The sequence below is a fragment of the Vogesella sp. LIG4 genome (assembly GCF_900090205.1).
Taxonomy (GTDB): Bacteria; Pseudomonadota; Gammaproteobacteria; order Burkholderiales; family Chromobacteriaceae; genus Vogesella.
This window is the reverse complement of sequence record NZ_LT607802.1, coordinates 3,963,227-3,986,414: the sequence shown is the minus strand read 5'-3', so window position 1 is coordinate 3,986,414 and position 23,188 is coordinate 3,963,227. Positions and strand designations below refer to the sequence as shown.

Genomic DNA, 23,188 nt, shown 5'->3' with positions numbered 1-23,188 from the left:
TTTCTTGTCGGAAGGCTTCAGGCCTGGTCTGCCCGCGAATACACCACTTCGCCGCGGAAACAGGTTTCGATCACCCGGGCCTGCGCGATCTCGCCCGCCGGGTGGCAGAACGGGTTGCGGTCCAGGATGGCGAAGCTGGCGTCCTTGCCGGCTTCGAGCGAGCCGGTGCAGTCGTCGAAGCGCAGCGCATGGGCGGCGTTGACGGTGTGCGCCTCCAGCATGGTCTGCAGGTCCAGCCGCTCGTCCGGGTTCCAGGGCGCGGCATCCGGGTGCTCGAACGGGATATGGGTGACACCGACCTGCATGATTGCCAGCGGGTCCATGGTGGATACGCTCCAGTCGGAGCCGCCGGCCAGCATGGCGCCGGCGTTGCGCAGGCTGCGGAACGGATAGTTGCGGGCGGTGCGCTCCGGCCCGATCAGCTCGCTGTAGAACTGCTGCAGCTCCGGGCTGGGCGCGCACCATAGCGCCTGCATGCTGGCGATGGCGCCCAGCTGGTGGAAGCGCGGCATGTCGGCCGGGTCCACCAGTTGCAGGTGGGCCAGCTGGGCTCGCCGGTCGCGCGGGCCGTTTTGCCGCTGCACGTAGTCCAGCGCATCCAGCGCCATGCGGGTGGCGCGGTCGGCCAGGGTGTGGAAGTGCAAGTCGAAGCCGGCGGCATCGGCCAGCATGGCGATCTCGTTGAGTGCCTCCTGCTCCCACAGCGCCAGGCCGGTGTCGTCGCTGCCGGCGTATGGCGCCAGCAGTGCGGCGGTTTTCGATTCAAGCACGCCGTCGATGAAGATCTTTACCGTGTGCAGGCGCAGATTGTCGTGCTCGAAATCACGCCGCCATTGGCTGAAGCGCGCAATCTGCTCGCGTGCACCGTGACGGGGGCTGGCGAGCAGGCCGGCGCTGACATACTGCTTGAGTTCGCCGGCGCGTTGCGCCGCGGCATATGCGGCCAACAGTGGCTCGTCGATACGCGCGTCGAACCAGCCGGTGATGCCGAAACCATGTGCCATCGCATGCGCCTTGCGCAGCGATTTCGGGTAGTTCTCCGGACTGAGCTGGGGAATCTGCGCAAAGATGCGGTACAGCGCCGCCTCATGCAGCACGCCGGTTGGCAGGCCGCTGGCCGGGTCGCGCTCGTGAATGCCGCCCGCCGGGTCCTGGGTGTCGGCGGTGATGCCGGCTGCGGCCAGGCCTTTGCTGTTGAGGCAGCCGCTGTGCACGTCGTGGCCAATCACCAGCAGCGGCCGCTCCGGCACCACGCTATCCAGCAGCTCGCGCGTCGGGTACACGCCGAACGCGGCCAGGTCGGCACCGCCGAGGTATACCCACGGCTCGTCCGGCGTGGCGGCCGCGCATTCCCGGATGCGGGCCAGCATCTGTGCCGGCGTGTGCAGCCCGGACAGGTCGAAGTCGCCCAGGATCTGGTGCCCCTCGATCGGGTGCACATGGCCGTCGATGAAGCCGGGCACCACCAGCCTGCCTGTCAGGTCGACCTGTTCGGTGGCCGGTCCGGCAAGCCGGCGGATTTCATCATTGTTGCCAACAGCCAGGATCTTGCCGTTGCCAATGGCCAGGGCCTGGGCAAAGCGGCGCTGGCCGTCGCCGGTATACACGGTACCGTTGAGGTAAACACGGTCGGGGTAGGACATCTCGATCTCCAACAGGCATGAGCAGAGTGCGCCGGGCACGGCGGCAGGAGTGCCCTGCCGCGTCCGCTTGCGCGTGTTGGAGTGATACTGGGGGAGGGAGGGGAGGCTGTCTGTCCTCGCTTTTTAGGACAGGGTGCAGCTTTAGTGGGTGGTTTGTGTCTCGCTGACGGCGACGCACCAGGCAAACAGTTCGGATTTGCTGCCCACGCCTATCTTGTTCAGCGCGCGGTCGAGATAGGTACGCACGCTGCACTGGCCGATGGCGAGCCGCTCGGCGATCTGCGGAACGGTGATGCCTTCCATGGCGGCATGGCATACCAGGCGTTCGCGCGGGGACAGGCTGATGCGCGCACGGCTGAGGCTGCGGTCCAGGTACTGCAGCAGCACATCGCTGGAGCCGGAGACCGCCGTGGCGGACAAGCGCGCATGCTGGGCAAGCAGGGGGAACAGGAAGCTGCAGAGCTGGCGCAAGCGGCCCAGCTCGCCCAGGGTGAACGACGGCGCGTCACGGCGGCGGAAGATGGACAAGGTGTAGACATGGTCGCGCTCGCTGCCGATCAGCGTGCATTCCTCACCCAGCGGGCTCTGGGCGATCAGCCGGCCATAGTCGGTTGGCGGCAGCGCCTGGTGGTGCGAAAGGATCAGCTGCGGGTCGGTGGCGCGTTCGACATGGTTAAGCAGTTGCTCGTCACGCTTCCATTCATCCTCGCGCTGGTACAGCGAGAGCGCCAGCCGGGATTCATCCGGGTCGGAATGGCCGGCAAAGAACAGCACATCCAGGTTCTCCACCGGGCTCATCAGGGCCGGGCGGCGAAAGCGCAGGGCGGCAATATGGTAGGACTGCGGCTCCACCGTGCTGTGTAGCCACGACCATAGCCGGGCCGGAAATTGCTCGGTGCCGAGGTTGGCCACCAGCTCGCCGGCGATGGAAAACGGAATTTGTTCAGTTGTCATCGGTCTTGTCCTGTCACCGTCGCCGGCCTGCCATAGCCAGCAGGTAAGTACGTCATCAATATCAACCTTCCTGATATATAACGACTTTCTTTCCAGGTGTAAACAGCGCTTGCCGGCCGCCTGCCACGTTTGCCAATGCGTTTGTAATAGCCGGCTTGCCGGTGCTGCTGGAAGTCATGCGGCCAACCCAGGACAAGGTTGGCCGCATGGTGTGCTCACGCGCTGAATGCTGACTCGCCCCCGGCTTGCGAAGCTGGTCTTGCCCGGCCACGGCCTGGCGGCTGCGGACGGGCAGAATGCCAGGCCGTCAGCTCAATCCCACTGCGGCGCCAGGCCGGCGGGGTCGACTTCGCGGCCGTTGCGTTCCAGGGCGGCAATCTGCGCCATGTCCGCGTCGCTCAGGCGCAGGGTCTGCGCCAGCAGGTTGCTGGCCAGGTTTTCGCGCTTGGTCGACGATGGAATCACCGAGTAGCCCTGCTGCAGTGCCCAGGCCAGCGCTACCTGCGCCGGTGTTGCGCCAAGCCGCTGCGCGATGGCACCGATCACCGGGTCGCCCAGCACCTTGCCGTAGGCGAGGGTCATGTACGAGGTGATGTGGATGCCTTCGTGCTGCAGGAATTCCACCAGCTTGCGGTTCTGCAGATAGGGGCTCAGCTCGATCTGGTTGGTGGCAATCGCCTCCTTGCCAACCGCGGCGATTGCCTGTCTGGTCAGTTCGATATTGAAGTTGGAGATGCCGATCTGCCGGGTCAGGCCCCTGGCCCTGGCTTCGGCAAGCGCGGTCATGAAAGTGTCGAGCGGCACGCCGTTGCCGGGCGCCGGCCAATGGATGAGTGTCAGATCCACGTAGTCGGTGCGCAGCTTGGCGAGGCTTTCCTCCAGGCTGGGCACCAGCTTGTCCGCGGCGTAGTTGTCCACCCAGATCTTGGTGGTCAGGAACAGCTCGTCACGGCGCACGCCGGAAGAAGCGATTGCGCTGCCCACGTCGGCTTCGTTGCCGTAGATCTGTGCGGTATCGATGGTGCGGTAGCCGAGTTCCAGGCCGTTACGCACCGAGTCGATGGCAGCCTGGCCTTGCAGGCGGAAGGTGCCAAGGCCGAAAGCGGGAATATTGCTCATGGTGTTCTCCGTGGAGGTAATGGGCGGTAAGTCGATAGCGGGATTGTGCCAACCCTGATCCATGCGAAAAACCGCAGCAAACGCGAATTACAGTTGATAAAAAGTCAAATATCCTGCGGCGCGGCTTCGGCCAGCCGGCCGGATGCCGGCTGGCGCTGGCGGGCGATCTGCAGCAGTACCAGCAACAAACCCGATACCGCGATCAGCGCGCCGACAATGGGTACTGCCTGGTAGCCAAAGCCCGCCGAGATGGCGGCGCCACCGGCGGCGGCACCAACGGCATTGCCCAGGTTGAAGGCGCCGACGTTGACCGAAGAAGCAAGCCCCGGTGCTTCCGCCGCCGCACGCATCACCCGCATCTGCAGCGGCGGTACCACGGCAAAGGTTGCGGCACCCCAGACCACCACGGCGAAGGCCGTGCCCAGCTGGGTTTTTGCCAGCAGCGGGAACGCCAGCATGATGGCGACCAGCAGCAGCAGAAAGACGATGAGGCTGCCGTTGAGCGAGCGGTCCGCCAGCCAGCCGCCGGCCATATTGCCGATCGAGAAGCCCACGCCGACCAGCACCAGCATGACGGTGACGAACTGCGGCGTGGCGCCGGCCAGCTGTTGCAGCGTCGGGGCGATATAGGTGTAGAGCGTGAACATCGCACCGGAGCCCAGCACCGTGGTGGCCATGGCCATCAGCACCACCGGGCGGGTCAGCACCTTCAGCTCACCGCGCACCTGCGGCCGTTGTCCGGCCACTCCCCTGGGTAGTGCGGCCCGCAGCACCAGCATCGTGATCACGCCCAGCACCGCGGTGGCAGCGAACGACATGCGCCAGCCTATGGTCTGCCCCAGCCAGGTGGCGGCGGGCACACCGCCGATATTGGCGATGGTCAGCCCCATGAACATGGTGGCCACCGCGCTGGCCTGCTTGTGGCGGGGTACCACGTTGGCCGCAACCAGCGAGCCCAGGCCGAAGAAGGCGCCATGGTTGAGGCTGGTGACCAGGCGTGCCAGCAGCAGGGTGGTGTAGTCCGTTGCCAGTGCCGACAGCAGGTTGCCCAATGTGAAAATGCCCATCAGCGCAATCAGCGCGGTGCGCCGCGACCAGCGCGACAACACGATGGTCATCAGTGGCGCGCCTATCATCACACCCAGTGCGTAGGCGGTGATCAGCATGCCGGCGGTGGGGATGGAGACATGCAGGCCCTGCGCGATGACGGGCAGCAGCCCCATCGGGGAAAACTCGGTGGTGCCGATGCTGAATGCGCCGATAGCCAGCGCCAGCAGCGGCAGCCATTCGCTGCCGGTGCGAGCCGGTGTCGATGTGGCGGACTGGGTCATGTGGTGAGTTCCTTCTGTACGTGATGGAAATGCGGCAGGACTTCGCTGGCGATTTCGGCGAGCGTTTCCGCCAGCGGCCGGCGGTTGCGGCGGAAGTGCAGGCCGATGTGCTGCACGCCGGCGTCGCGCATGGCGGCCAGTTCCTCGATCAGCGCGAGGCGCCCGGCCCGTGCGCCGAAGCGGTGGCGCTGCAGCGGCTGCTGCGGATCGTCCGCGAGATCGAGATGGATGAAGCTGGTGTAGGGCTTGTCACCGGCAACGGCACGCCAGCTGGCAACGCGGCGGGCATGGTCGTCCGGCGTACCCGGGTAGGCGAGGCAGCCGTCCATATGCGTGCCTATCCACTGCGGCGACTGTTGTGCGAGGCCGGCGACCAGCAGCGGCAGCGTGTGCGTGGCAGGCAGTACCTCGATGCCCGGCGGCAGGTGCCCGCGGGCGCCGTCGCGCAGCAGGGCGACCTGCTGGCGGAAGTTCGCGCCGCGTGTTTCGAAATCGCGGCCGAACAGCGGGTATTCCACCGGGCGGTCACCGCTGGCAACGCCGAGCAGCAGCCGGCCGCCGCTCAGCGCCTGGATGCTTGCGGCCGACTTCAGCGTCAGCAGCGGCTCGCGCAGCGGCAGTACTACCGCCGCCGTGCCCAGCAGGATGTCGCGGGTGATGCCGGCCAGGTAGCCCAGGTAGGCAAACACTTCAAACACCTGGGCGGCATCGCCGAACGACGGGTCGTACAGCGGCACGTCGCGCACCCACAGGGCGCGAAAGCCGAGGCGGTCCGCCAGCTGGGCGAGTTCGGCGTGGCGTGCCAGGCTGGGCACACCGTGGCGGCGGCCGTCGCGTAGGCGGCTGGCTTCGCCATCCGGCGACCAGTCGTTGTCCAGCGGCAGCTCGATGCCGATGCTGAAGCCGCCGCTGCTCAGTTTTGCAAGTGGAGTAGGCATGGTCTGGCCTGTTCAGCGGGCGCGCAGGCTGCCGTCGAGCCGATGGAAATCGAGCGAAGGCGCGGTAAAGAAAGAACGCGAGGTGCCGGCGGCGAAGTCGTCGATATGCACGACGGTGGCGCGGTCGGCCTCCTGCCAGGAAATCGCGTAGCAGTCGCCGGCGATGTGCTGCCAGCTGTAGGCGACTTCGCCGGTTGCGCCGGCAAAAGCGCCTTCGGTGATCTGGTAGCGCATGTGGATGCCGTCGTCGGCATAGGCGTTGATGGCGGTAAGCCCGTCGTAGCGGACTTCGAAAGTCTTGCCGGCAAACGGCGGCAGTTGGGTCGGTGCAGTCATGCTGAGCTCCTGGGTGAAGGGAAGTGCCCGATGGGCGGATGCGCGGCCCGCCACATGGGCGGGGAGCATCCCGGTTTCCGGTAACGATGGAGCGCAGTGTGCCCGCTTTACTTTTGCGTAAAAACTGGTCTATAAGCGAAATTATTTTGACGAAAAATCAACAATGAAAGTCACACTCGACGAGCTGCAGGCCTTTGCAACCGTGGTGGACAGCGGCTCGATCACCGCGGCCGCGCAGCAGCTTGACCTCACGGTGTCGGCAACCAGCCGCTCGCTGGCGCGGCTGGAGGACAAGCTGCAGACCACGCTGCTGCGGCGGACCACGCGCCGCCTGGAGCTGACCGAGGAAGGGCGCAGCTTCCTGCAGAGTGCGCGGGCAATCATCGAATCGGTGGACAGCGCGGAAGAGCAGATGCTGGCGCGGCGCGAACAGCCGTCCGGGCGCTTGCGGATCGATGCTGCCTCGCCGTTCATGCTGCACGTGATCGTGCCGCTGGTGGGCGGCTACCGCGCCCGCTTTCCCCAGGTGGAGCTGGAGCTGAACAGCAACGAAGGCATCATCGATCTGCTCGAACGGCGCACCGACGTCGCCTTTCGCATCGGCCGGCTGAAGGATTCCACGCTGCACAGCCGGCTGATCGGCCACAGCCGGCTGCGCGTGCTCGCCAGCCCGGCCTATATCGAGGCGCACGGCCAGCCCCGCACGGTCAAGGAGCTGGACCGGCATGCGCTGCTGGGCTTCAACCAGCCGGAATCGCTGAACGTGTGGCCGCTGACCGCCGCGGATGGCGAGCCGTACCGGATAGCGCCGGCGGTGTGCGCGGCCAGCGGGGAGACGCTGCGGCAACTGGCGCTGGACGGGGCGGGCATTGTCTGCCTGTCGGACTTCATGACCGCGCAGGATCGCGAATCCGGGCGCCTGGTGCAGGTGCTAGCGCGCCAGACGCAGGATGTGCGGCAACCGATTCATGCTGTCTATTACCGCAACACGGCGCTTTCCTCGCGCATCGTGTCATTTGTTGATTACCTGGTCGACACGCTGGGCGGCAGGGGGACGGCACGGCCGGCGGCGACCTGGCTGGAGTGCTGAGCCTGGCCGCAGGCTGCCTGGTATTTCAATGCCGTTGATATAAGATGAATTCTCTTTGTCTTCAATATCGCCCTGCCGCCATGAACTCTCCAGAGCTAGAGCGTTTCATCGACCAGGCCAGCACGCGCAGCCACTTGCATGCGGAGCCGGCCGACTGCGTGCTGGCGCTGGCGCCGCTGATGCTGGAGCTGATCGAGCATGCCGGCTCCTTCCTGCAGCCGCAGCATTACCGCAGCAGTGACAGCGGCTATACCCGCAACCTGATTTACGAGGCGCCGGACAAGAGCCTGTCGCTGTATGCGCTGGTGTGGCTGCCGGGGCAGTGGACGCCGGTGCACGATCACGGCAGCTGGGGTGTGGTAGGCGTGGTGGAGGGCGTGCTGGAAGAACGCAGCTATGTGCGGCTGTCGCCGGATCGCGGCGCTGACGAGGGTATCGAGCTGGTTCGTGGCGGCATCGTGCTGCTGCGGCACGGTGCGGTAACCAGCTTCGTGCCCAACCCGGATCACATTCACATCACCGGCGTGCCGGCCGAGCGCGGTCGCGCGGTCAGCCTGCATCTCTATGGCCGCACGATGAACGATTTCAACACCTACGATGTGGCGGCAGGTACCCGCTGCCGGATCACCGTGGCGCACAACGAAAGCTGATCCGGCAGGCTCGCCGATACCACAAAGCCCGGCATGCCGGGCTTTGTCGCGTCAGGCAGGCTTACTTCTGGATGCCCAGCCGTTCCACCTGCAATGGCGGCTGCTCCTGCGGGAACCAGCGGCGGTGGATGGCGGCGAAGGTGCCGTCCTGCTTGATGGCTTTCAGCCCGGATTCCCATTGCAGAATGGTGTCACGCGGCACATTGGCCGAGAACGCCAGGTACAGGTCCAGCTTGTCCAGGGTGACGATTTTTTCCACCGCGCCGGGGGCAACGCCCTGTTCGCGCAGCACCCGGCTCATCACCACGTTGCCGTCCGCCCACAGTTTTACCCGCCCGGCCAGCAGCATGCGCGCCGACTGGCCCGGGTCGTTGGTTTCGCTTACCTGGAAGCCGGCGGCCTTGGCGCTGCTGGCGAAGATGCTGCCGCGATAGGCGGCCACCGGCAGCTTGCGCAGCTCGCCCGGCGGCAACTGGCGCAGGCTGGCGGCGTTCCTGGCCTGGGAAACGATGTCGGTACTGGACACCAGGATGGGCCCGAGCAGGGTCATCAGCCGTTCCCGCTCGGCGTTGCGGCCAACGGTGAACAGCATCACGTTGCCGTCATTGAGCAGGCTGCTATAGGCGCGCGCCCAGGGCTGCACCTGGATCGGGTTGCTGTCGCCGATGCGGGTCTGGATGGCGTGCACCACTTCCACCGCCATGCCGTCGGCCACGCCGCGGCCGTTCTGGAAGGTAACCGGCGGCCAGTCCTCGGTAAGCAGGGTCAGCGCCTGGCAGGGCAGTGCCTGGCCCAGCAGGGCCAGCAGGGTGCACAGGGGGAGTAATCGGGTGATCTTCATGCGGCAATCCATGGCTAAGCGCTTGCCCACGATCTGCTGCGCGTCGGCGAGACGGCGTTGAGTTCGACCCGGTAATGCGTACTGACTCCAGGTCAGTTCCGCTTCCCCGGCCGTTTTCGTCTGGTCTCGCTCTCGCTCGCGAGATCGTGAAAATGTTCTAACGCGGCAGTATAGCCATTTGGTTCCGGCCTGGGGCAGCCGGAACCTTTCTCGCTCAGATTGCCCGGGTGGCCTGTTGCAGCCAGGCCAGTGCCTCGCCGCTTACCAGCGGCGCGATGCGGCGCAGCACCTCGGCGTGGTAGTCGTTCAGCCAGGCGGTTTCGGCCGGGCTCAGCAACTCGCGCGCGATGCAGCGGGTGTCGATCGGGCACAGCGTCAGCGTTTCGAACTTCAGGAAGCTGCCGAAGCTGTTGTCGGCGGCGGCCACGTTCAGCAGCAGGTTCTCGATGCGCACGCCCCACTGGCCCGGGCGGTAGATGCCGGGCTCGTTGGAGGTGATCATGCCCGGCTGCATCGCCATGGTGGCTTCCGGCTGCGAGCGGGAGATGCTCTGCGGGCCTTCGTGCACGTTGAGGAAGTAGCCCACGCCGTGGCCCACGCCGTGGCCGAAGTCGATATCGGCCTGCCAGATCGGCGCGCGCGCCAGCGAGTCCAGCATCGGCGACGGGGTGCCCACCGGGAAGTGCGCCATGCTCAGCGCGATCATGCCCTTGAGCACCAGGGTGAAATCGCGCTTCTGCTCGGCGCTGGGTTGGCCTACCGCCACCACGCGGGTGATGTCGGTAGTGCCGTTCAGGTACTGGCCGCCGGAGTCGATCAGCAGCAGGCCGTTGCCGGCGATGTCGCTGTGGCTGGCCTCGGTGGCGCGGTAGTGCGGCAGCGCGCCATTGGCGTTGAAGCCGGCGATGGTGGCAAAGCTGGGGCAGACGAAGCCGGGGCGGCGGGCGCGCGCGGCGGTGATCTGCTCGTCGATGGTCAGCTCGCTGATGGCGCTGCGGCCAACGTTGGCTTCGAACCAGGCAAAGAACTCGGCCAGTGCGGCGCCGTCCAGTTCCATGGCCTGGCGTACGTGGGCGGCTTCGTCGGCGGTCTTGCGCGATTTCAGCAGCGTGCTGGGGTTGATCTGCTCGCTGATCTGAACCTGCACCGGTACCGCCTGGCGCAGGCCCAGGGTGATGCGGCGCGGGTCCAGCAGCAGGCGGCTGCCGGTCGGCAATGCCGCCAGCGCGGCCTTGGCGCCAGCGTAGTCGGCCAGCAGGATGCCGTCGGCAGCCAGCTCTGCTGCCAGTGCGGCGTCGATCTTGCCACCGCCGACGAACAGCGTGGCTCTGTCCTGGCCCAGCAGCAGATGGGCGATGAATACCGGGTTGTAGTTCACATCGCTGCCACGCAGGTTGGTGAGCCAGGCGATGTCGTCCAGGGTGGAGATGAAGTGCCAGTCGGCGCCGGCTTCACGCATGGCGCCGCGCACGGCGGTCAGCTTGTCGTTGCGGCCAACGGCGGCGTAGGGCGGCAGGTGGGCGTATACCGGCGCTACCGGCAGGGCCGGGCGCTCACTCCATACCTGCTGCAGCAGGTCGAGGTCGGTGCGCAGGGTAGCGCCCACGCCGTCCAGCGTGGTCTGCAGCGCGCGCGCCGCGGCCAGGCCCAGCACGTCGCCATCCACCGCCAGCGTGCTGCCGGTGGCAAGGTTGGCCGCAAGCCAGTCCAGGTGGTGGGTGCTGGCCAGGGTCTGGATCTTCATCAGCTGGATGCCGCTGCCGGCCAGTTCCTGCTCTGCCTGCACCCAGTAGCGGCTGTCCGCCCACAGGCCGGCAAAGTCGGCGGTAACGATCAGCAGCCCCACCGAGCCATGGAAGCCGGACAGCCAGCGGCGGCCCTGCCAGTAACCCGGCAGGTATTCCGAAAGATGCGGGTCGGAAGAGGGGATCAGACAGGCGGCAATGCCGTGTTGCTGCATGGTGGCGCGCAGGGCGGCAATGCGCTGGGGGATCTGGCTCATGGGGGATGCTCCAACAAAATATTGTATCCATTTTGCGGAAGCACCCAAGCGTGTGCAAGCGTTGCCGCGGTAAACCGCAACCGGCTGAACTAAGGGACAGGTCGCCTGGGGCTGTCTGCAGACAGTTGCCACGCGCCCGATGCGCCAGCCATGAAAAAACCGGGGCAGGGCCCCGGTTTGTCATGCGGAAAAGTAATGGCTTGCAGCCTGCTTACGATCTCGCGAGTGTGCTTACGGGCGCTCAACCGCCAGCGCCACGCCCATGCCACCACCGATACACAGGGTAGCCAGGCCTTTCTTGGCGTCACGACGCTGCATTTCGTGCAGCAGGGTCACCAGTACGCGGCAGCCGGAAGCGCCGATCGGGTGGCCCAGCGCGATGGCGCCGCCGTTCACGTTCACCTTGTCGGCGCTCCAGCCCAGCTCGCGGGCCACGCCCAGTGCCTGTGCGGCGAAGGCTTCGTTGGCTTCCACCAGGTCCAGGTCTTCCACCGTCCAGCCGGCCTTGTCCAGCGCCTTGCGGGTGGCGGCCACCGGGCCGATACCCATGATTTCCGGCGCGCAGCCGGTCAGGGCGTAGGACTTGATCACGGCCAGCGGCTTCAGGCCCAGGGAGGCGGCCTTGGCGGCGCTCATCAGCAGCACGGCGGCGGCGCCGTCGTTGATGCCGGAAGCGTTACCGGCGGTAACGGTGCCTTCCTTCTTGAACGCCGGGCGCAGCTTGGCCAGCGCGTCGGCGGTGGCGCCGAGCTTGATGTACTCGTCATCGACGAAGGCTACCGGGTCGCCCTTGCGCTGCGGTACCAGCACCGGAACGATCTCGTCCGCGAACTTGCCGGCTTTCTGCGCGGCTTCGGCACGGTTCTGCGAGGCCAGTGCCAGCGCGTCCTGCTCGTCGCGGCTGATGTCGTACTTGGAGGCCACGTTTTCGGCGGTGATGCCCATGTGGTACTGGTTGTACACGTCGGTCAGGCCGTCGGCCACCATGGTGTCCACCAGCTGGGCATTGCCCATGCGGAAGCCATCACGCGAACCCGGCAGGATGTGCGGGGACAGCGACATGTTTTCCTGGCCGCCGGCGATCACGATCTCGGCGTCGCCGCAGGCAATGGCCTGGGCGCCCAGGTGTACGGCGCGCAGGCCGGAGCCGCACACCACGTTGAGGGTGGATGCCGGGGTGCTGTTGGGCAGGCCGGCCTTGATCAGCGCCTGGCGCGCCGGGTTCTGGCCGCTGCCTGCGGTCAGCACCTGGCCCAGGATCACTTCGCTGACGTCTTCCGGCTTTACGCCGGTTTGTTCCAGCAGGCCCTTGATGACGGTGGCACCCAGTTCCGGTGCCGGGATTTTGGACAGGGAGCCGCCAAAGCTGCCAACGGCGGTACGCAGGGCTGCAACGATAACTACGTCTTGCATCGGTTTCTCCAAAGTGTCGGGTGATGTGCTTATTAGAGTGGTTTTCGCACGGGCGATACCCACTCTAGCACGGAACCTGTTTCAGATTATTGCAATGCAGCGAGAGCCGGCATTGCCTTGGCGAGTACATACTCGCCCGGTGCCGCGCACAGCGGCGGGAATTCCTTGCTGCCCATGGTTTTGGGCGTGGCGATCTTGTTGCCGGACTGCGGCGCAAGCCAGGCGTCCCAGTCCTTCCACCAGCTGCCGGGGCGGCTTTCCGCCGCGTCCAGCCAGGCTTCGCTGTTGGCCGCAGGCTTGTCGTTCACCCAGTAGTTGCGCTTGTCCTTGGTTACCGGGTTGATGGAGCCGGCGATGTGGCCGGAAGCGCCCAGCACGAAGTGGCAGCTCGGCGCGCCGGTCAGGTACTTCAGGCCGCCAAAGGCGGACTGCCACGGCACGATGTGGTCTTCGCGGGCGGCGAAGATGTACACCGGAATGTCGATGGTGCGCACGTCGATGGGCACGCCGCACAGGGTGATGCTGCCCGGCTTGGTGAGCGCGTTGTTGCGGTAGTACTCCTTCAGGAAGAAGGTATGCATCGGCATCGGCAGGTCCACCGCGTCGTTGTTCCAGTACAGCAGGTCGAACGGCGGCGGGGTCTTGCCCAGCAGGTAGTTGTTCACCACGTAGTTCCACACCAGGTCGTTGGCGCGCAGGCTGGCAAAGGTGCGGCCAAGTTCCTTGCCGCTGACGATGCCGCCGTTGCCGCTGGCCAGTTTGGCGTCTCGGGCGGCAAAGAAGTTATCGTCCAGGAACACCTTGATCTCGCCCGGGTCGGTATGGTCGATCAGCGAGGTCATGAAGGTGGCGGAATCGAAATACTTCAGGCCGCGAGCCTTGGCCACGCACAGCGCGGTGGTCAGGATCACGCCGCCGATGCAGAAGCCCAGCACGTTCATCGACGGCTGCTTGGTGATCTTCTTCACCGTCTCGGCGGCGGCGAACACACCTTCTTCGATATAGTTATCCCACTGATAGTTCTTCATTTCCGGGGTGGCGGAGCGCCAGCTCACCAGGAACACGCGGTAACCCTGAGCCACGAAGTGACGCACCATGGAGTTGTCCGGCTGCAGATCCATCAGGTAGTACTTGTTCACGCACGGCGGCACGATCAGCAGCGGCTTTTCGTATACCTCGCCGCTGGTGGGGGTGTACTGGATCAGCTCGATCAGCTGGTTGCGGAACACCACCTGGCCCGGTGTGCAGGCAATGTTCTTGCCGATGTCGAACTTGCTTTCGTCCGACATCGAGATATGCCCCTTCTGCAGATCGTCGATGACGTTCTTCATGCCCTCTACCAAGCTCTCGCCCTTGGTTTCGATGGCGCGCTTCACCACTTCCGGGTTGGTGAGCATGAAGTTGCTGGGCGACATGGCGTCGATGTACTGGCGGGTGGCGAAGGCCAGGCGCTCCTTGTCGCCGGCCTCCAGCTGCGCCTTGTCCACCAGTTCGGTCATCCACTTGGAAGTGAGCAGGTAGCTCTGCTTCAGGAAGTTGTAGAACGGGTGCTCGTTCCATTCCGGCGCCGAGAAGCGGCGGTCGCTGCCGGCCGCGGCGGTGCCGGCGGCAGCAGGCGCCTGCCCCAGGAACTGCAGCCAGATGTTCATCTGCTGCTGGTACAGGCTGTTCTGCATGGCGATGAACTGGTTGGCGCTTTCCATCATCTGCCCCCAGGCACCGGCCAGCGGGTTGCCGGCCTGATCGGGGCTGGCGCCAGCCGACATGGCGTTGACGAATTGCTGCATCCACTTCTGATTGTTTTCGGAGATGCTGGCAAAGAAACTATCCAGTGCTGCCTTTGGTTCCTGACTCATTTGGTTTCCTTACAGAAAATGGCAAGGTGGCCGACGGGGAGCTGTGCTTGTCTTTATGGCGGCCCGCAACCGGATGTAGGACAACCACTGTATCACCGCTTTATGACAAAACAACAGGCATTGCCGGCGTGGGCGGCGGCGCTTGAGGGCTTTGCGCCGCGCGGTTTGCCGGGCAGCGCCGCGTAGCGCCTTGCGGCCAACCTTGTCGCTGTTTTTCAGCGGGCGGGAAAGTCTTTAACTTTCAATGGTTTGTTATGTTGCAATGCGCAACCGGTTAAGGGCGGCCCGCTGCTAGTCAGCTCACCATGGATGAGAATCCGCCTGTTGCGGCGATGCACAAATGGCGCTGCGGCGGCCAGTGCGCAGCCGCATTGACGCGCAGCGGAGCCGGCACTACCTTTGCGGCTGATTTCCCGTTGATGGATGGCAAGATGAAGGTGGCAGCATGAGCAGGCAGCAGCAGGTGGAACAGGACGATGGCAAGCTGCGGCTGGACAAGTGGCTGTGGGCGGCGCGTTTCTTCAAGACCCGGCAGCTGGCGCACGAGGCGCTGGAGCTGGGCCGCGTGCTGGTGAACGGCGAGCGGGTGAAGGCATCGCGGGTGGCAAAGGTGGGCGATCTGCTGCAGATCCGCCTCGACAAGCTGGTCTACAACGTCAGCGTGCTGGCGCTGGCCAGCCAGCGGCGGCCGGCAGCGGAAGCGCGGCTGCTGTACAGCGAGAGCGAGGAGTCCATCGCCGCGCGCGAGCACCAGATCGGCCTGCAGAAGGCCGAGCACGCCAGCTTCCCCTACGGTGACGGCCGGCCCACCAAGAAGGCGCGGCGCGACATCATTCGCTTCAAGGACAACTGGTAGCGGCGCAGCCGCGCTGCCCACGGCGACCTGTTCGCCGGGTCAGTCGGCAGGCTGCCGTCATTTCCCCGGGCAGCGGCATTGCGATAGAATGCGCTGCCCGCTTGAAGGTTGGCCGCAATGCCTGTTTCGTTTGTTCCCCCGCTGGCAGCCATGGCTGCGTTCTACTTCAGTTACTTCGCCTTCCAGGGCCTGTTCGGGCCGTTCTGGTCACTGTACTTGCAGTCGCTGTCGTTCTCTCCGCTGCAGATTTCCATCCTGATGTCTTTGTCCACGCTGGCGCGTATCGTGTCGCCGGTGTTCTGGGGCTGGCTGGCCGACCGTGCCGGCAAGCGCCGCGCCATCATCTTCTGGACCTCGCTGGCCGCTGCCGCCAGTTTCGTGCTGGTCGCGTGGCAGCACAGCTTCTGGGGCATGTTCGCCGCGTTGGCGCTGGGCTTTTTCTTCTGGGCGGCATCGCTGCCGCTGGCCGAGGCCACCACCAGCCAGCTCACCCGCAGTCAGCCCGGCCGCTACAGCCGCATCCGCGTGTGGGGTTCCATCGGCTTTGTCTGCCTGGCCAGCAGCGGCGGCTATCTGCTGGAGTGGGTATCGCTGGCCAGCCTGCCGTGGCTGGTGTGCGGCCTGCTGGCGCTGGTGGTGCTGGCCGGCTGGGCGGTGCCCGAGGTGGCGGTGGAAAAGCGCAGCCGCACGCAGGAATCCATGCTGGCGACGCTGCGCCAGCCGCGCGTCATCGCGCTGTTCGCCTGCTGCTTCCTGCTCGCCTTCGGCATGGGGCCGTATTACAACTTCTACTCGCTGGGGCTGAAGGAAGCCGGCTACGACAAGGCCGCCACCGGCTGGCTGTGGTCGGTGGGGGTGATGGCGGAAATCATGGTGTTCTGGCAGATGCCGCGGCTGATGGCGCGCTTCAGCCTGGAGCGGCTGATGCTGGCCTCGCTGCTGGTGTCGGCCGTGCGCTTCGCGCTGATCGCCACCCTGCTGCCATTGCCGCTGGCGGCGGTGCTGGCGCAGTGTGGCCACGCCTTCACCTTTGGCATCCACCACGCCGCGTCGGTGGGGCTGATCCACCGCTTCTTCAGCGCGCAGCAGCAGGCGCGCGGGCAGGGCTTGTACACGGTGGCCTCGTTCGGCGTTGGCGGCAGCCTGGGCGGCCTGCTCGGTGGTGTGCTGTGGCAGCACGGCGGCGTGGCGCTGACCTTCGGCATTTCCACCGCCGCGGCGCTATTGGGGGTGGCGGTGTGTCTGAAATGGCTAAAGCCGCAGCCGGCTGTGTAATCGTGCGGCCAACCCTATAACAGCATCACCAGCTTCAGCCCCGGCGCATGCGCCAGCCGCAGGGTGAGCTGCTGGTAACACAGCTGGCCTTGTGCGACGTGGTTGAATACCCGCTCGCCGCCTTCGCGGCCCTGCACGTCCTGCTGCCGCCACAGGGTGTCGAATTCGCTGCTGTCCTGGCGCAGCCGTTCCAGCAACTCCGCCACCGCTTCGTCGTGGTGGTGGCTGATCTCGGCGCGGAACTCGGCCACCATGCGCCGCGCGCGCGTCGGCCAGTCGTCCACCAGCGTGCGTGCCAGCGGGTGCTGGAACATGAACTGCAGCAGGTTGTGGCCGCTGCCGCCGTCGTCCAGCCAGCCGCTGAACAGGCGGGCGGCCTCGGCGTTCCAGGCCGGTACGTTCCACAGCGCATCCAGCACGTAGGCCGGGCTAGCGATCTTGCCCACCGCCTGCGCCAGCGCCTGCTGCGCCTCGGGGTTGGCCGCAAGGCTGGCTTCCTGCGGGTCTTTCAGGCCGGCCAGGTCGAACAGGTAGTCGCGCTCGGCGCGCGACAGCATCAGCACCTCGGCCAGCCGCGACAACGTGCCGGCGGAGACTGACTGGGTGCGGCCCTGCTCGATCCAGGTCAGCCAGGTGGGGCTGATGCCTACCAGCTGCGCCACTTCCTCGCGGCGCAGGCCCTTGGCGCGGCGGCGGTTGCCGGCCGGCAGGCCGGCCTGTTGCGGGGTGATGCGTTCGCGATGGCTGCGGATGAATTCGCCCAGCGGGCCGGGGCCGTGCTGTTCCATGTCTGCCTCTGTGGGTGGTAGTGTTACTACTAGTATAAATGCTTATCTTGTACTAGGAAGCGTGCTGCGCAATGATGGCAGCAACGCCGCCTGACGGCACAATGATCCAGCGACCCCGGCGCCTGACAGCGCCAGCAAACGGAAAGCAAACCATGACCGCACAGACTCTCTACGACAAGCTCTGGAACAGCCACGTGGTACACCAGGAAGCCGACGGCACCGTACTGCTGTACATCGACCGCCACCTGGTACACGAAGTGACCAGCCCGCAGGCCTTCGAAGGCCTGAAGCTGGCCGGGCGCAAGCTGTGGCGTGTCGATTCGGTGGTATCCACCGCTGATCACAACACCCCCACCGACCACTGGGACGAAGGCATCAAGGATCCGATCTCGCGTCAGCAGGTGGAAACCCTGGACGCCAACATCAAGGCATTCGGCGCGCTGGCCTACTTCCCGTTCAAGGACAAGGGCCAGGGCATCGTGCACGTGATGGGGCCGGAGCAGGGCGCCACCCTGCCGGGCATGACCGTGGTGTGCGGCGACAGCCACACCTCCACCCACGGCGCCTTCGGTGCGCTGGCGCACGGCATCGGCACCTCGGAAGTGGAACACGTGATGGCCACCCAGACCCTGGTGGCGAAGAAGTCCAAAAACATGCTGGTGCGCGTGGACGGCAAGTTGGCCGCAGGCATCACCGGCAAGGACGTGGCGCTGGCGATTATCGGCAAGATCGGCACCGCCGGCGGTACCGGCTACGCCATCGAGTTCGGCGGTGAAGCGATCGAGAGCCTGTCGATGGAAGGCCGCATGAGCCTGTGCAATATGGCCATCGAAGCCGGCGCCCGCTCCGGCATGGTGGCGGTGGACCAGAAAACCATCGACTACGTGAAAGGCCGCCCGTTCGCGCCCAAGGGCGAGCAGTGGAATGCCGCCGTGGCCTACTGGAACACCCTGCACAGCGACGAAGGCGCACACTTCGACGCTGTGATCACCCTGGACGCCGCCGACATCCAGCCGCAGGTCACCTGGGGCACCTCGCCGGAAATGGTGACCGACATCAACGGCCGCGTGCCGGACCCGGCGCAGGAAGCCGACCCGGTGAAGAAGGGCTCCATCGAGCGCGCACTGGCCTATATGGGCCTGCAGGCCAATACCCCGATCAACGAGATTCCGGTGGACATCGTGTTCATCGGCTCCTGTACCAACAGCCGCATTGAGGACCTGCGCGAAGCCGCCGCGGTGGCCAAGGGCCGCAGCAAGGCCGCCAATGTCAAGCAGGTGCTGGTGGTGCCGGGCTCCGGCCTGGTGAAGGCGCAGGCCGAGGCCGAGGGCCTGGACAAGGTGTTCGTGGCCGCCGGCTTCGAATGGCGCGAACCGGGCTGCTCCATGTGTCTGGCGATGAACGCCGACCGCCTGCAGCCGGGCGAGCGTTGCGCCTCCACCTCCAACCGTAACTTCGAAGGCCGTCAGGGCCAGGGCGGTCGTACCCACCTGGTCAGCCCGGCCATGGCCGCCGCTGCCGCGGTTGCCGGGCACTTCGTGGATATTCGTACCCTCTAAGACGAATTCATCCTTCGTTACTGGAAAGAGCCGCCTCATGAAAACGTTCGCTATCAGCCTGTTCCTGGCCCTGCTGCTGTCCGCCTGCAATACCGTGCACGGCGTGGGGCAAGATCTGAAACAGGGCGGGGAAGCCGTGGGGCACGGCCTGCAAAAGGCAGGTCAGGCCATTGAAAACGCTGTGCAGTAAAGGCTAGCCGCCTCGGAGAGCAAAACAATGAAAGCATTCACTACCCTGAACGGGCTCGTTTGCCCGCTGGATCGCGCCAACGTCGACACCGACGCGATCATCCCCAAGCAGTTCCTGAAGTCCATCAAGCGTTCCGGCTTCGGCCCCAACCTGTTTGACGAATGGCGCTACCTGGACCACGGCGAGCCGGGCATGGACAACAGCACACGCCCGCTGAACCCGGACTTCGTGCTGAACTTCCCGCGTTACGCCGGCGCCCAGGTGCTGCTGGCGCGCGAGAACTTCGGTTGCGGCTCCAGCCGCGAGCATGCGCCGTGGGCACTGGAAGATCAGGGTTTCCGCGTGGTGATCGCGCCGTCGTTCGCCGACATCTTCTTCAACAACTGCTACAAGAACGGTCTGCTGCCCATCGTGCAGCCGGCCGAAGTGGTGGACCAGCTGTTCCGCGAGTGTGAAGCAGCGGAAGGCTACCAGCTGAAGGTGGACCTGGCGGCGCAGACCATCAGCACCCCGTCCGGCCAGAGCTTTGCCTTCGACATCACCGAGCACCGCAAGCACTGCCTGCTGGGCGGCCTGGACGAAATCGGCCTCACCCTGCAGCATGCCGAAGAGATCAAGGCGTTCGAAGCCAAGCGCCGCGCCGAACAGCCGTGGCTGTTTGCCTGATTTGCCCATGAGGTTGGCCGCATGCGGCCAACCTTTTGTCACTTAATCTGACGGGATACCAAACATGAAGATCGCAGTTCTGCCGGGTGACGGCATCGGTCCGGAAATCATTGCCCAGGCGCGCCGCGTGCTGGATGTACTGCGCCAGGATGGCCTGCCCATCGAAATGGAAGAGGCGCCGCTGGGCGGCGCCGGCTACGACGCCTACGGCGTACCGTACCCGGAGTTCACCCAGAAGTTGTGCCGCGAGGCCGACGCCGTGCTGCTGGGCGCCGTGGGCGGCCCGCAGTACGACAAGCTGGACCGCCCGCTGCGCCCGGAGCGCGGCCTGCTGGCGATCCGCAAGGATCTGAACCTGTTCGCCAACCTGCGCCCGGCCATCCTTTACCCGGAGCTGGCCAATGCCTCCACCCTGAAGCCGGAAGTGGTGTCCGGCCTCGACATCATGATCGTGCGCGAACTCACCGGCGACATCTACTTCGGCCAGCCGCGCGGCATCGCGGTGAACGAGCTGGGCGAGCGCGAAGCGTTCAACACCATGCGCTACAGCGAAAGCGAAATCCGCCGCATCGCCCACGTGGCCTTCGGCATCGCCATGAAGCGCAACAAGAAGCTGTGCTCGGTGGACAAGGCCAATGTGCTGGAAACCACCGAGTTCTGGAAAGAAATCATGATCGACGTGGCGCGCGAATACCCGCAGGTGGAACTGAGCCACATGTACGTGGACAACGCCGCCATGCAGCTGGTGCGCAACCCCAAGCAGTTCGACGTGATGGTGACCGGCAACATCTTCGGCGACATCCTGTCCGACGAGGCTTCCATGCTCACCGGTTCCATCGGCATGCTGCCGTCGGCATCGCTGGACCAGAACAACAAGGGCCTGTATGAGCCCAGCCACGGTTCCGCCCCGGACATCGCCGGCAAGAACCTGGCCAACCCGCTGGCCACCATCCTGTCCGCCGCCATGATGCTGCGCTACACCTTCAACCAGGAAGCCGCCGCCCAGCGCGTGGAAAACGCGGTGAAGAAGGTGCTGGCCCAGGGCTACCGTACCGCCGACATTTTCGAGGCCGGTTGCGAGAAGGTGAGCTGCTCCAGCATGGGTGACGCGGTAATCGCTGCGCTGTAAATACCTCTGCTGCCCGGTTTGAGAACGGCTGCGGATGCGGGTTTGCCATGGGTAAACGCCGTATTTGCAGCCGTTTTTGTTTTGTCGCCCGCGAGTGTGCGGGGCAGTGAACGGGCGCTGAAAATTACCGTTTTAATGCAGTTCAAATAAAAACAAACAACCCCATTGTGCGGTCGGCTGTTGCCCTGCACAATGGGGTTGATCATCGAATAGAGCCGGTGCGTCAACAGGCCGGCAAAACAGTTTCAAATCACCCGACAGACATTCAGGAGAAGTATCGTGCGAGTAGGTTTTGTAGGCTGGCGTGGCATGGTTGGTTCCGTGCTGATGCAGCGCATGCGTGAAGAGAACGATTTTGCGGTTATCGACGAGCCGGTGTTTTTCACCACCTCCAACGTGGGTGGTGCCGCGCCGGACGTTGGCCGCACTGTGCCGCCGCTGAAGGATGCGCGCAATATCGATGAACTCAAGGCGATGGACGCCATCGTTACCTGCCAGGGCGGCGACTACACCACCGAGGTGTACGGCAAGCTGCGCGAAGCCGGCTGGAAGGGCTACTGGATTGATGCCGCTTCCACCCTGCGCATGGAAGACAACGCCATCATCGTGCTGGACCCGGTGAACCGCGACGTGATCGACGCCGGCCTCGCCGATGGCGTGAAGGATTTCATTGGCGGCAACTGCACCAACTCCATCATGCTGATGGGTATGGGCGGCCTGTTCCGTGCCGGTCTGGTGGAGTGGGTTTCCTCCATGACCTACCAGGCTGCTTCCGGTGGCGGCGCCAACCACATGCGCGAACTGCTCAAGGGCATGGGCGTGGTACATGGCGCCGTGGCCGAAGAGCTGGCTACGCCGTCTTCCGCCATCCTGGAGATCGATCGCAAGGTGGCTGCGGCCATCCGCGAAGACGTGCCGACCGAATTCTTCGGCGCCCCGCTGGCTGGCGGCCTGATCCCGTGGATCGACAAGCAGCTGGACAATGGCCAGTCCAAGGAAGAGTGGAAGGGCCAGGCCGAGGTGAACAAGATCCTGGGCACCGATGCCACCATTCCGGTAGACGGCCTGTGCGTACGCATCGGCGCCATGCGCTGTCACAGCCTGGCACTGACCGTGAAGCTCAAGCGCGACCTGCCGCTGGACGAGATCGAGTCCATCATCAAGTCCGGCAATGAGTGGGTGAAGTGGGTGCCGAATGATCGCGAGATCTCGGTGAAGGAGCTGACCCCGGCCGCCATTACCGGCAGCCTGCAGGTAGGCGTTGGCCGCGTGCGCAAGCTGAACATGGGTAGCGAGTACCTGTCGGCCTTCGTGATCGGCGACCAGCTGCTGTGGGGCGCGGCCGAACCGCTGCGCCGTATGTTGCGGATTCTGATTGAGCGTTAAAATACGCTTGAAGCTGTTTCCTTCAAGGGCGCCGGCGGCGCCCTTTCTGTTTTTTATCTGGAAAGAATATGTCTGAAGCCATTCGTGTTGCCGTAGTGGGGGCCACCAATCTGGTGGGCCAGGCCGTGCTGGAACTGCTTGCCGAGCGCGAGCTGCCGATCGAGCGTGTGTACGCGCTGGATGTCGCCGACAAGGAAGGCGAAAGCGCTTACTACGGCAACCTGGAGCTGGACGTGCTGGCGGTGGAGGAGTTCGACTTCGCCAACGTGGCACTGGTGATCTTTGTGGCCGGCACTGCGCTGTCGCGCCAGTACGTGCAGGCAGCACGCGCCGCCGGCGCCGCGGTGGTGGATTTCAGCGCCGCCTACCGCCAGGCCGATGACGTGCCGCTGTACGCGCCGCGCATCAACGACAAGCAGCTGGACGACCTGGGCGAGGCGCCGCTGGTGTCCATCCCCAACTGCACCGTCACCCCGCTGGCACAGGCGCTGGCCACCTTGCAGGCTGCCGGCCTGCAGCGCGTGAGTGTTACCACCTTCCAGTCGGTATCCGGCAGCGGCCAGGCGGCACTGGAAGAGCTGGCCAGCCAGACCACCGCGCTGTTCTCGCAGCGCGACGCAGAAATGGAAGTGTTCCCCAAGCGTATCGCCTTCAACGTGCTGCCGCTGATCGGCAGCGTGGACGAGCAGGGCGTGAGCGAGGAAGAGCTGTCGGTAGAGCAGGAAGTGCGCAAGCTGCTGGCGCAGCCGGCGCTGGTCATCGAGGCCAGCTGCGTGCGCGTGCCGGTGTTCTTCGGCCATGGCTGGGCAGTAAGCGTGGAAAGCGCCGATGCGCTGAGTGCCGACAAGGCGCGCGAGCTGTTCGCGGCGGCCGGCCTGCAGGTGGTGGATGACCCAGCCGGCGACATGCCCTACGTCACCCCGCTGGAAGCTTCCGGCAACGAGGCAGTGTGGGTGAGCCGCGTGCGCCGCCAGGGCCGGGCACTGCAATTCTGGCTGGCCGCCGACAATATCCGTGCCGCCATTGCGCATAACTGCGTGGCCACCGCAGCAGCCTTGATGAAACGCGGCTATTTTGCCTGATGGCCTAACTACAGTTAGTATCGACGGTTAATATTGTATGTAGTTTGACTTGTTGATCTGCGCGCTTGATAGTTAAGGCAGCAG

At 65.2% G+C, this 23,188-nt stretch carries 22 protein-coding genes; 11 read left to right on the top strand and 11 right to left on the bottom strand.

Features of this window, described 5'->3' with window-relative positions:
* Positions 1-17: 17 nt before the first annotated feature.
* From PSELUDRAFT_RS18365 to PSELUDRAFT_RS18340, 6 genes are all read right to left on the bottom strand, one after another.
* Complete coding sequence (locus PSELUDRAFT_RS18365) at positions 18-1,643, bottom strand: amidohydrolase (RefSeq protein ID WP_088968194.1); 1,626 nt, start codon at positions 1,641-1,643, stop codon at positions 18-20.
* Positions 1,644-1,784: 141 nt separating this feature from the next.
* Positions 1,785-2,597: a helix-turn-helix transcriptional regulator gene (locus PSELUDRAFT_RS18360; protein ID WP_088968193.1), complete on the bottom strand. Its 813-nt coding sequence runs from the start codon at positions 2,595-2,597 to the stop codon at positions 1,785-1,787.
* Between the two features lie 312 nt (positions 2,598-2,909).
* Entirely contained in the window at positions 2,910-3,716 is an 807-nt protein-coding gene (dkgB, locus tag PSELUDRAFT_RS18355; RefSeq protein ID WP_088968192.1) for a 2,5-didehydrogluconate reductase DkgB, read from the bottom strand.
* A gap of 104 nt (positions 3,717-3,820) precedes the next feature.
* A complete protein-coding gene (locus PSELUDRAFT_RS18350) occupies positions 3,821-5,047 on the bottom strand; it encodes an MFS transporter (protein WP_088968191.1) in 1,227 nt (408 codons plus the stop codon).
* Positions 5,044-5,985: an LLM class oxidoreductase gene (locus tag PSELUDRAFT_RS18345; protein WP_088968190.1), complete on the bottom strand. Its 942-nt coding sequence runs from the start codon at positions 5,983-5,985 to the stop codon at positions 5,044-5,046. The genes PSELUDRAFT_RS18350 and PSELUDRAFT_RS18345 overlap by 4 nt, the downstream gene beginning before the upstream one ends.
* Before the next feature lie 12 nt (positions 5,986-5,997).
* Positions 5,998-6,321, bottom strand: a complete 324-nt coding sequence (locus PSELUDRAFT_RS18340) for an adenylate cyclase (protein WP_088968189.1) — start codon at positions 6,319-6,321, stop codon at positions 5,998-6,000.
* 163 nt (positions 6,322-6,484) lie between these two features.
* Between PSELUDRAFT_RS18340 and PSELUDRAFT_RS18335 the strand changes: the two genes are divergently transcribed.
* Both PSELUDRAFT_RS18335 and PSELUDRAFT_RS18330 read left to right on the top strand, forming a co-directional pair.
* Positions 6,485-7,411: a LysR substrate-binding domain-containing protein gene (locus PSELUDRAFT_RS18335; RefSeq protein WP_088968188.1), complete on the top strand. Its 927-nt coding sequence runs from the start codon at positions 6,485-6,487 to the stop codon at positions 7,409-7,411.
* Positions 7,412-7,491: 80 nt separating this feature from the next.
* A complete protein-coding gene (locus PSELUDRAFT_RS18330; protein ID WP_088968187.1) occupies positions 7,492-8,061 on the top strand; it encodes a cysteine dioxygenase in 570 nt (189 codons plus the stop codon).
* Positions 8,062-8,122: 61 nt separating this feature from the next.
* On the opposite strand, the gene PSELUDRAFT_RS18325 is transcribed toward PSELUDRAFT_RS18330, so the two are convergent.
* The 4 genes from PSELUDRAFT_RS18325 to PSELUDRAFT_RS18310 form a co-directional block, all read right to left on the bottom strand.
* Positions 8,123-8,902, bottom strand: coding sequence for an ABC transporter substrate-binding protein (locus PSELUDRAFT_RS18325; RefSeq protein WP_088968186.1), 780 nt, complete (start codon positions 8,900-8,902; stop codon positions 8,123-8,125).
* A gap of 214 nt (positions 8,903-9,116) precedes the next feature.
* A complete protein-coding gene (locus tag PSELUDRAFT_RS18320; protein ID WP_088968185.1) occupies positions 9,117-10,904 on the bottom strand; it encodes an aminopeptidase P family protein in 1,788 nt (595 codons plus the stop codon).
* A gap of 231 nt (positions 10,905-11,135) precedes the next feature.
* Complete coding sequence (locus tag PSELUDRAFT_RS18315) at positions 11,136-12,317, bottom strand: acetyl-CoA C-acetyltransferase (RefSeq protein ID WP_088968184.1); 1,182 nt, start codon at positions 12,315-12,317, stop codon at positions 11,136-11,138.
* 86 nt (positions 12,318-12,403) lie between these two features.
* Positions 12,404-14,173: an alpha/beta hydrolase gene (locus PSELUDRAFT_RS18310; RefSeq protein ID WP_088968183.1), complete on the bottom strand. Its 1,770-nt coding sequence runs from the start codon at positions 14,171-14,173 to the stop codon at positions 12,404-12,406.
* A 305-nt stretch (positions 14,174-14,478) separates the two neighbouring features.
* On the opposite strand from PSELUDRAFT_RS18310, the gene PSELUDRAFT_RS19545 reads away from it, so the two are divergent.
* The 3 genes from PSELUDRAFT_RS19545 (at position 14,479) to PSELUDRAFT_RS18300 (ending at position 16,304) form a co-directional block, all read left to right on the top strand.
* Positions 14,479-14,622 (top strand): hypothetical protein, encoded by a 144-nt coding sequence (locus PSELUDRAFT_RS19545; protein ID WP_157725178.1) that lies wholly within the window; start codon positions 14,479-14,481, stop codon positions 14,620-14,622.
* The gene (locus tag PSELUDRAFT_RS18305; protein WP_088968182.1) at positions 14,619-15,029 is read left to right on the top strand and encodes an RNA-binding S4 domain-containing protein; all 411 of its coding nucleotides are present in this window, start codon (positions 14,619-14,621) and stop codon (positions 15,027-15,029) included. The genes PSELUDRAFT_RS19545 and PSELUDRAFT_RS18305 overlap by 4 nt, the downstream gene beginning before the upstream one ends.
* 150 nt (positions 15,030-15,179) lie before the next feature.
* On the top strand, positions 15,180-16,304 hold the full coding sequence (locus PSELUDRAFT_RS18300; RefSeq protein ID WP_197693910.1) for an MFS transporter: 1,125 nt from the start codon (positions 15,180-15,182) through the stop codon (positions 16,302-16,304).
* Positions 16,305-16,318: 14 nt separating this feature from the next.
* Here the strand turns inward: PSELUDRAFT_RS18300 and PSELUDRAFT_RS18295 are convergent, their stop codons facing one another.
* Positions 16,319-17,092: a helix-turn-helix transcriptional regulator gene (locus PSELUDRAFT_RS18295; protein ID WP_088968180.1), complete on the bottom strand. Its 774-nt coding sequence runs from the start codon at positions 17,090-17,092 to the stop codon at positions 16,319-16,321.
* A gap of 152 nt (positions 17,093-17,244) precedes the next feature.
* Between PSELUDRAFT_RS18295 and leuC the strand changes: the two genes are divergently transcribed.
* From leuC to PSELUDRAFT_RS18265, 6 genes are all read left to right on the top strand, one after another.
* Positions 17,245-18,651: a 3-isopropylmalate dehydratase large subunit gene (gene leuC / locus PSELUDRAFT_RS18290; protein WP_088968179.1), complete on the top strand. Its 1,407-nt coding sequence runs from the start codon at positions 17,245-17,247 to the stop codon at positions 18,649-18,651.
* Positions 18,652-18,688: 37 nt separating this feature from the next.
* Positions 18,689-18,841 carry an entericidin A/B family lipoprotein gene (locus PSELUDRAFT_RS18285; protein ID WP_088968178.1) on the top strand — a complete coding sequence of 51 codons (153 nt, stop codon included), beginning with the start codon at positions 18,689-18,691 and terminating at the stop codon, positions 18,839-18,841.
* A gap of 27 nt (positions 18,842-18,868) precedes the next feature.
* Positions 18,869-19,507 (top strand): 3-isopropylmalate dehydratase small subunit, encoded by a 639-nt coding sequence (gene leuD, locus PSELUDRAFT_RS18280; protein WP_088968177.1) that lies wholly within the window; start codon positions 18,869-18,871, stop codon positions 19,505-19,507.
* A gap of 64 nt (positions 19,508-19,571) precedes the next feature.
* A complete protein-coding gene (gene leuB / locus PSELUDRAFT_RS18275) occupies positions 19,572-20,636 on the top strand; it encodes a 3-isopropylmalate dehydrogenase (RefSeq protein ID WP_088968176.1) in 1,065 nt (354 codons plus the stop codon).
* A 279-nt stretch (positions 20,637-20,915) separates the two neighbouring features.
* The gene (asd, locus tag PSELUDRAFT_RS18270; RefSeq protein WP_088968175.1) at positions 20,916-22,022 is read left to right on the top strand and encodes an aspartate-semialdehyde dehydrogenase; all 1,107 of its coding nucleotides are present in this window, start codon (positions 20,916-20,918) and stop codon (positions 22,020-22,022) included.
* 68 nt (positions 22,023-22,090) lie between these two features.
* On the top strand, positions 22,091-23,104 hold the full coding sequence (locus PSELUDRAFT_RS18265) for an aspartate-semialdehyde dehydrogenase (RefSeq protein WP_088968174.1): 1,014 nt from the start codon (positions 22,091-22,093) through the stop codon (positions 23,102-23,104).
* Positions 23,105-23,188 lie beyond the last annotated feature (84 nt).

What these genes read in the sequence shown, in the direction of transcription:
- PSELUDRAFT_RS18365 (WP_088968194.1), bottom strand. Translation starts at nt 1,643, where the DNA reads ATGTCCTACCCCGACCGTGTTTACCTCAACGGTACCGTGTATACCGGC.
- PSELUDRAFT_RS18360 (WP_088968193.1), bottom strand. Translation starts at nt 2,597, where the DNA reads ATGACAACTGAACAAATTCCGTTTTCCATCGCCGGCGAGCTGGTGGCC.
- dkgB (WP_088968192.1), bottom strand. Translation starts at nt 3,716, where the DNA reads ATGAGCAATATTCCCGCTTTCGGCCTTGGCACCTTCCGCCTGCAAGGC.
- PSELUDRAFT_RS18350 (WP_088968191.1), bottom strand. Translation starts at nt 5,047, where the DNA reads ATGACCCAGTCCGCCACATCGACACCGGCTCGCACCGGCAGCGAATGG.
- PSELUDRAFT_RS18345 (WP_088968190.1), bottom strand. Translation starts at nt 5,985, where the DNA reads ATGCCTACTCCACTTGCAAAACTGAGCAGCGGCGGCTTCAGCATCGGC.
- PSELUDRAFT_RS18340 (WP_088968189.1), bottom strand. Translation starts at nt 6,321, where the DNA reads ATGACTGCACCGACCCAACTGCCGCCGTTTGCCGGCAAGACTTTCGAA.
- PSELUDRAFT_RS18335 (WP_088968188.1), top strand. Translation starts at nt 6,485, where the DNA reads ATGAAAGTCACACTCGACGAGCTGCAGGCCTTTGCAACCGTGGTGGAC.
- PSELUDRAFT_RS18330 (WP_088968187.1), top strand. Translation starts at nt 7,492, where the DNA reads ATGAACTCTCCAGAGCTAGAGCGTTTCATCGACCAGGCCAGCACGCGC.
- PSELUDRAFT_RS18325 (WP_088968186.1), bottom strand. Translation starts at nt 8,902, where the DNA reads ATGAAGATCACCCGATTACTCCCCCTGTGCACCCTGCTGGCCCTGCTG.
- PSELUDRAFT_RS18320 (WP_088968185.1), bottom strand. Translation starts at nt 10,904, where the DNA reads ATGAGCCAGATCCCCCAGCGCATTGCCGCCCTGCGCGCCACCATGCAG.
- PSELUDRAFT_RS18315 (WP_088968184.1), bottom strand. Translation starts at nt 12,317, where the DNA reads ATGCAAGACGTAGTTATCGTTGCAGCCCTGCGTACCGCCGTTGGCAGC.
- PSELUDRAFT_RS18310 (WP_088968183.1), bottom strand. Translation starts at nt 14,173, where the DNA reads ATGAGTCAGGAACCAAAGGCAGCACTGGATAGTTTCTTTGCCAGCATC.
- PSELUDRAFT_RS19545 (WP_157725178.1), top strand. Translation starts at nt 14,479, where the DNA reads ATGGATGAGAATCCGCCTGTTGCGGCGATGCACAAATGGCGCTGCGGC.
- PSELUDRAFT_RS18305 (WP_088968182.1), top strand. Translation starts at nt 14,619, where the DNA reads ATGAGCAGGCAGCAGCAGGTGGAACAGGACGATGGCAAGCTGCGGCTG.
- PSELUDRAFT_RS18300 (WP_197693910.1), top strand. Translation starts at nt 15,180, where the DNA reads ATGGCTGCGTTCTACTTCAGTTACTTCGCCTTCCAGGGCCTGTTCGGG.
- PSELUDRAFT_RS18295 (WP_088968180.1), bottom strand. Translation starts at nt 17,092, where the DNA reads ATGGAACAGCACGGCCCCGGCCCGCTGGGCGAATTCATCCGCAGCCAT.
- leuC (WP_088968179.1), top strand. Translation starts at nt 17,245, where the DNA reads ATGACCGCACAGACTCTCTACGACAAGCTCTGGAACAGCCACGTGGTA.
- PSELUDRAFT_RS18285 (WP_088968178.1), top strand. Translation starts at nt 18,689, where the DNA reads ATGAAAACGTTCGCTATCAGCCTGTTCCTGGCCCTGCTGCTGTCCGCC.
- leuD (WP_088968177.1), top strand. Translation starts at nt 18,869, where the DNA reads ATGAAAGCATTCACTACCCTGAACGGGCTCGTTTGCCCGCTGGATCGC.
- leuB (WP_088968176.1), top strand. Translation starts at nt 19,572, where the DNA reads ATGAAGATCGCAGTTCTGCCGGGTGACGGCATCGGTCCGGAAATCATT.
- PSELUDRAFT_RS18265 (WP_088968174.1), top strand. Translation starts at nt 22,091, where the DNA reads ATGTCTGAAGCCATTCGTGTTGCCGTAGTGGGGGCCACCAATCTGGTG.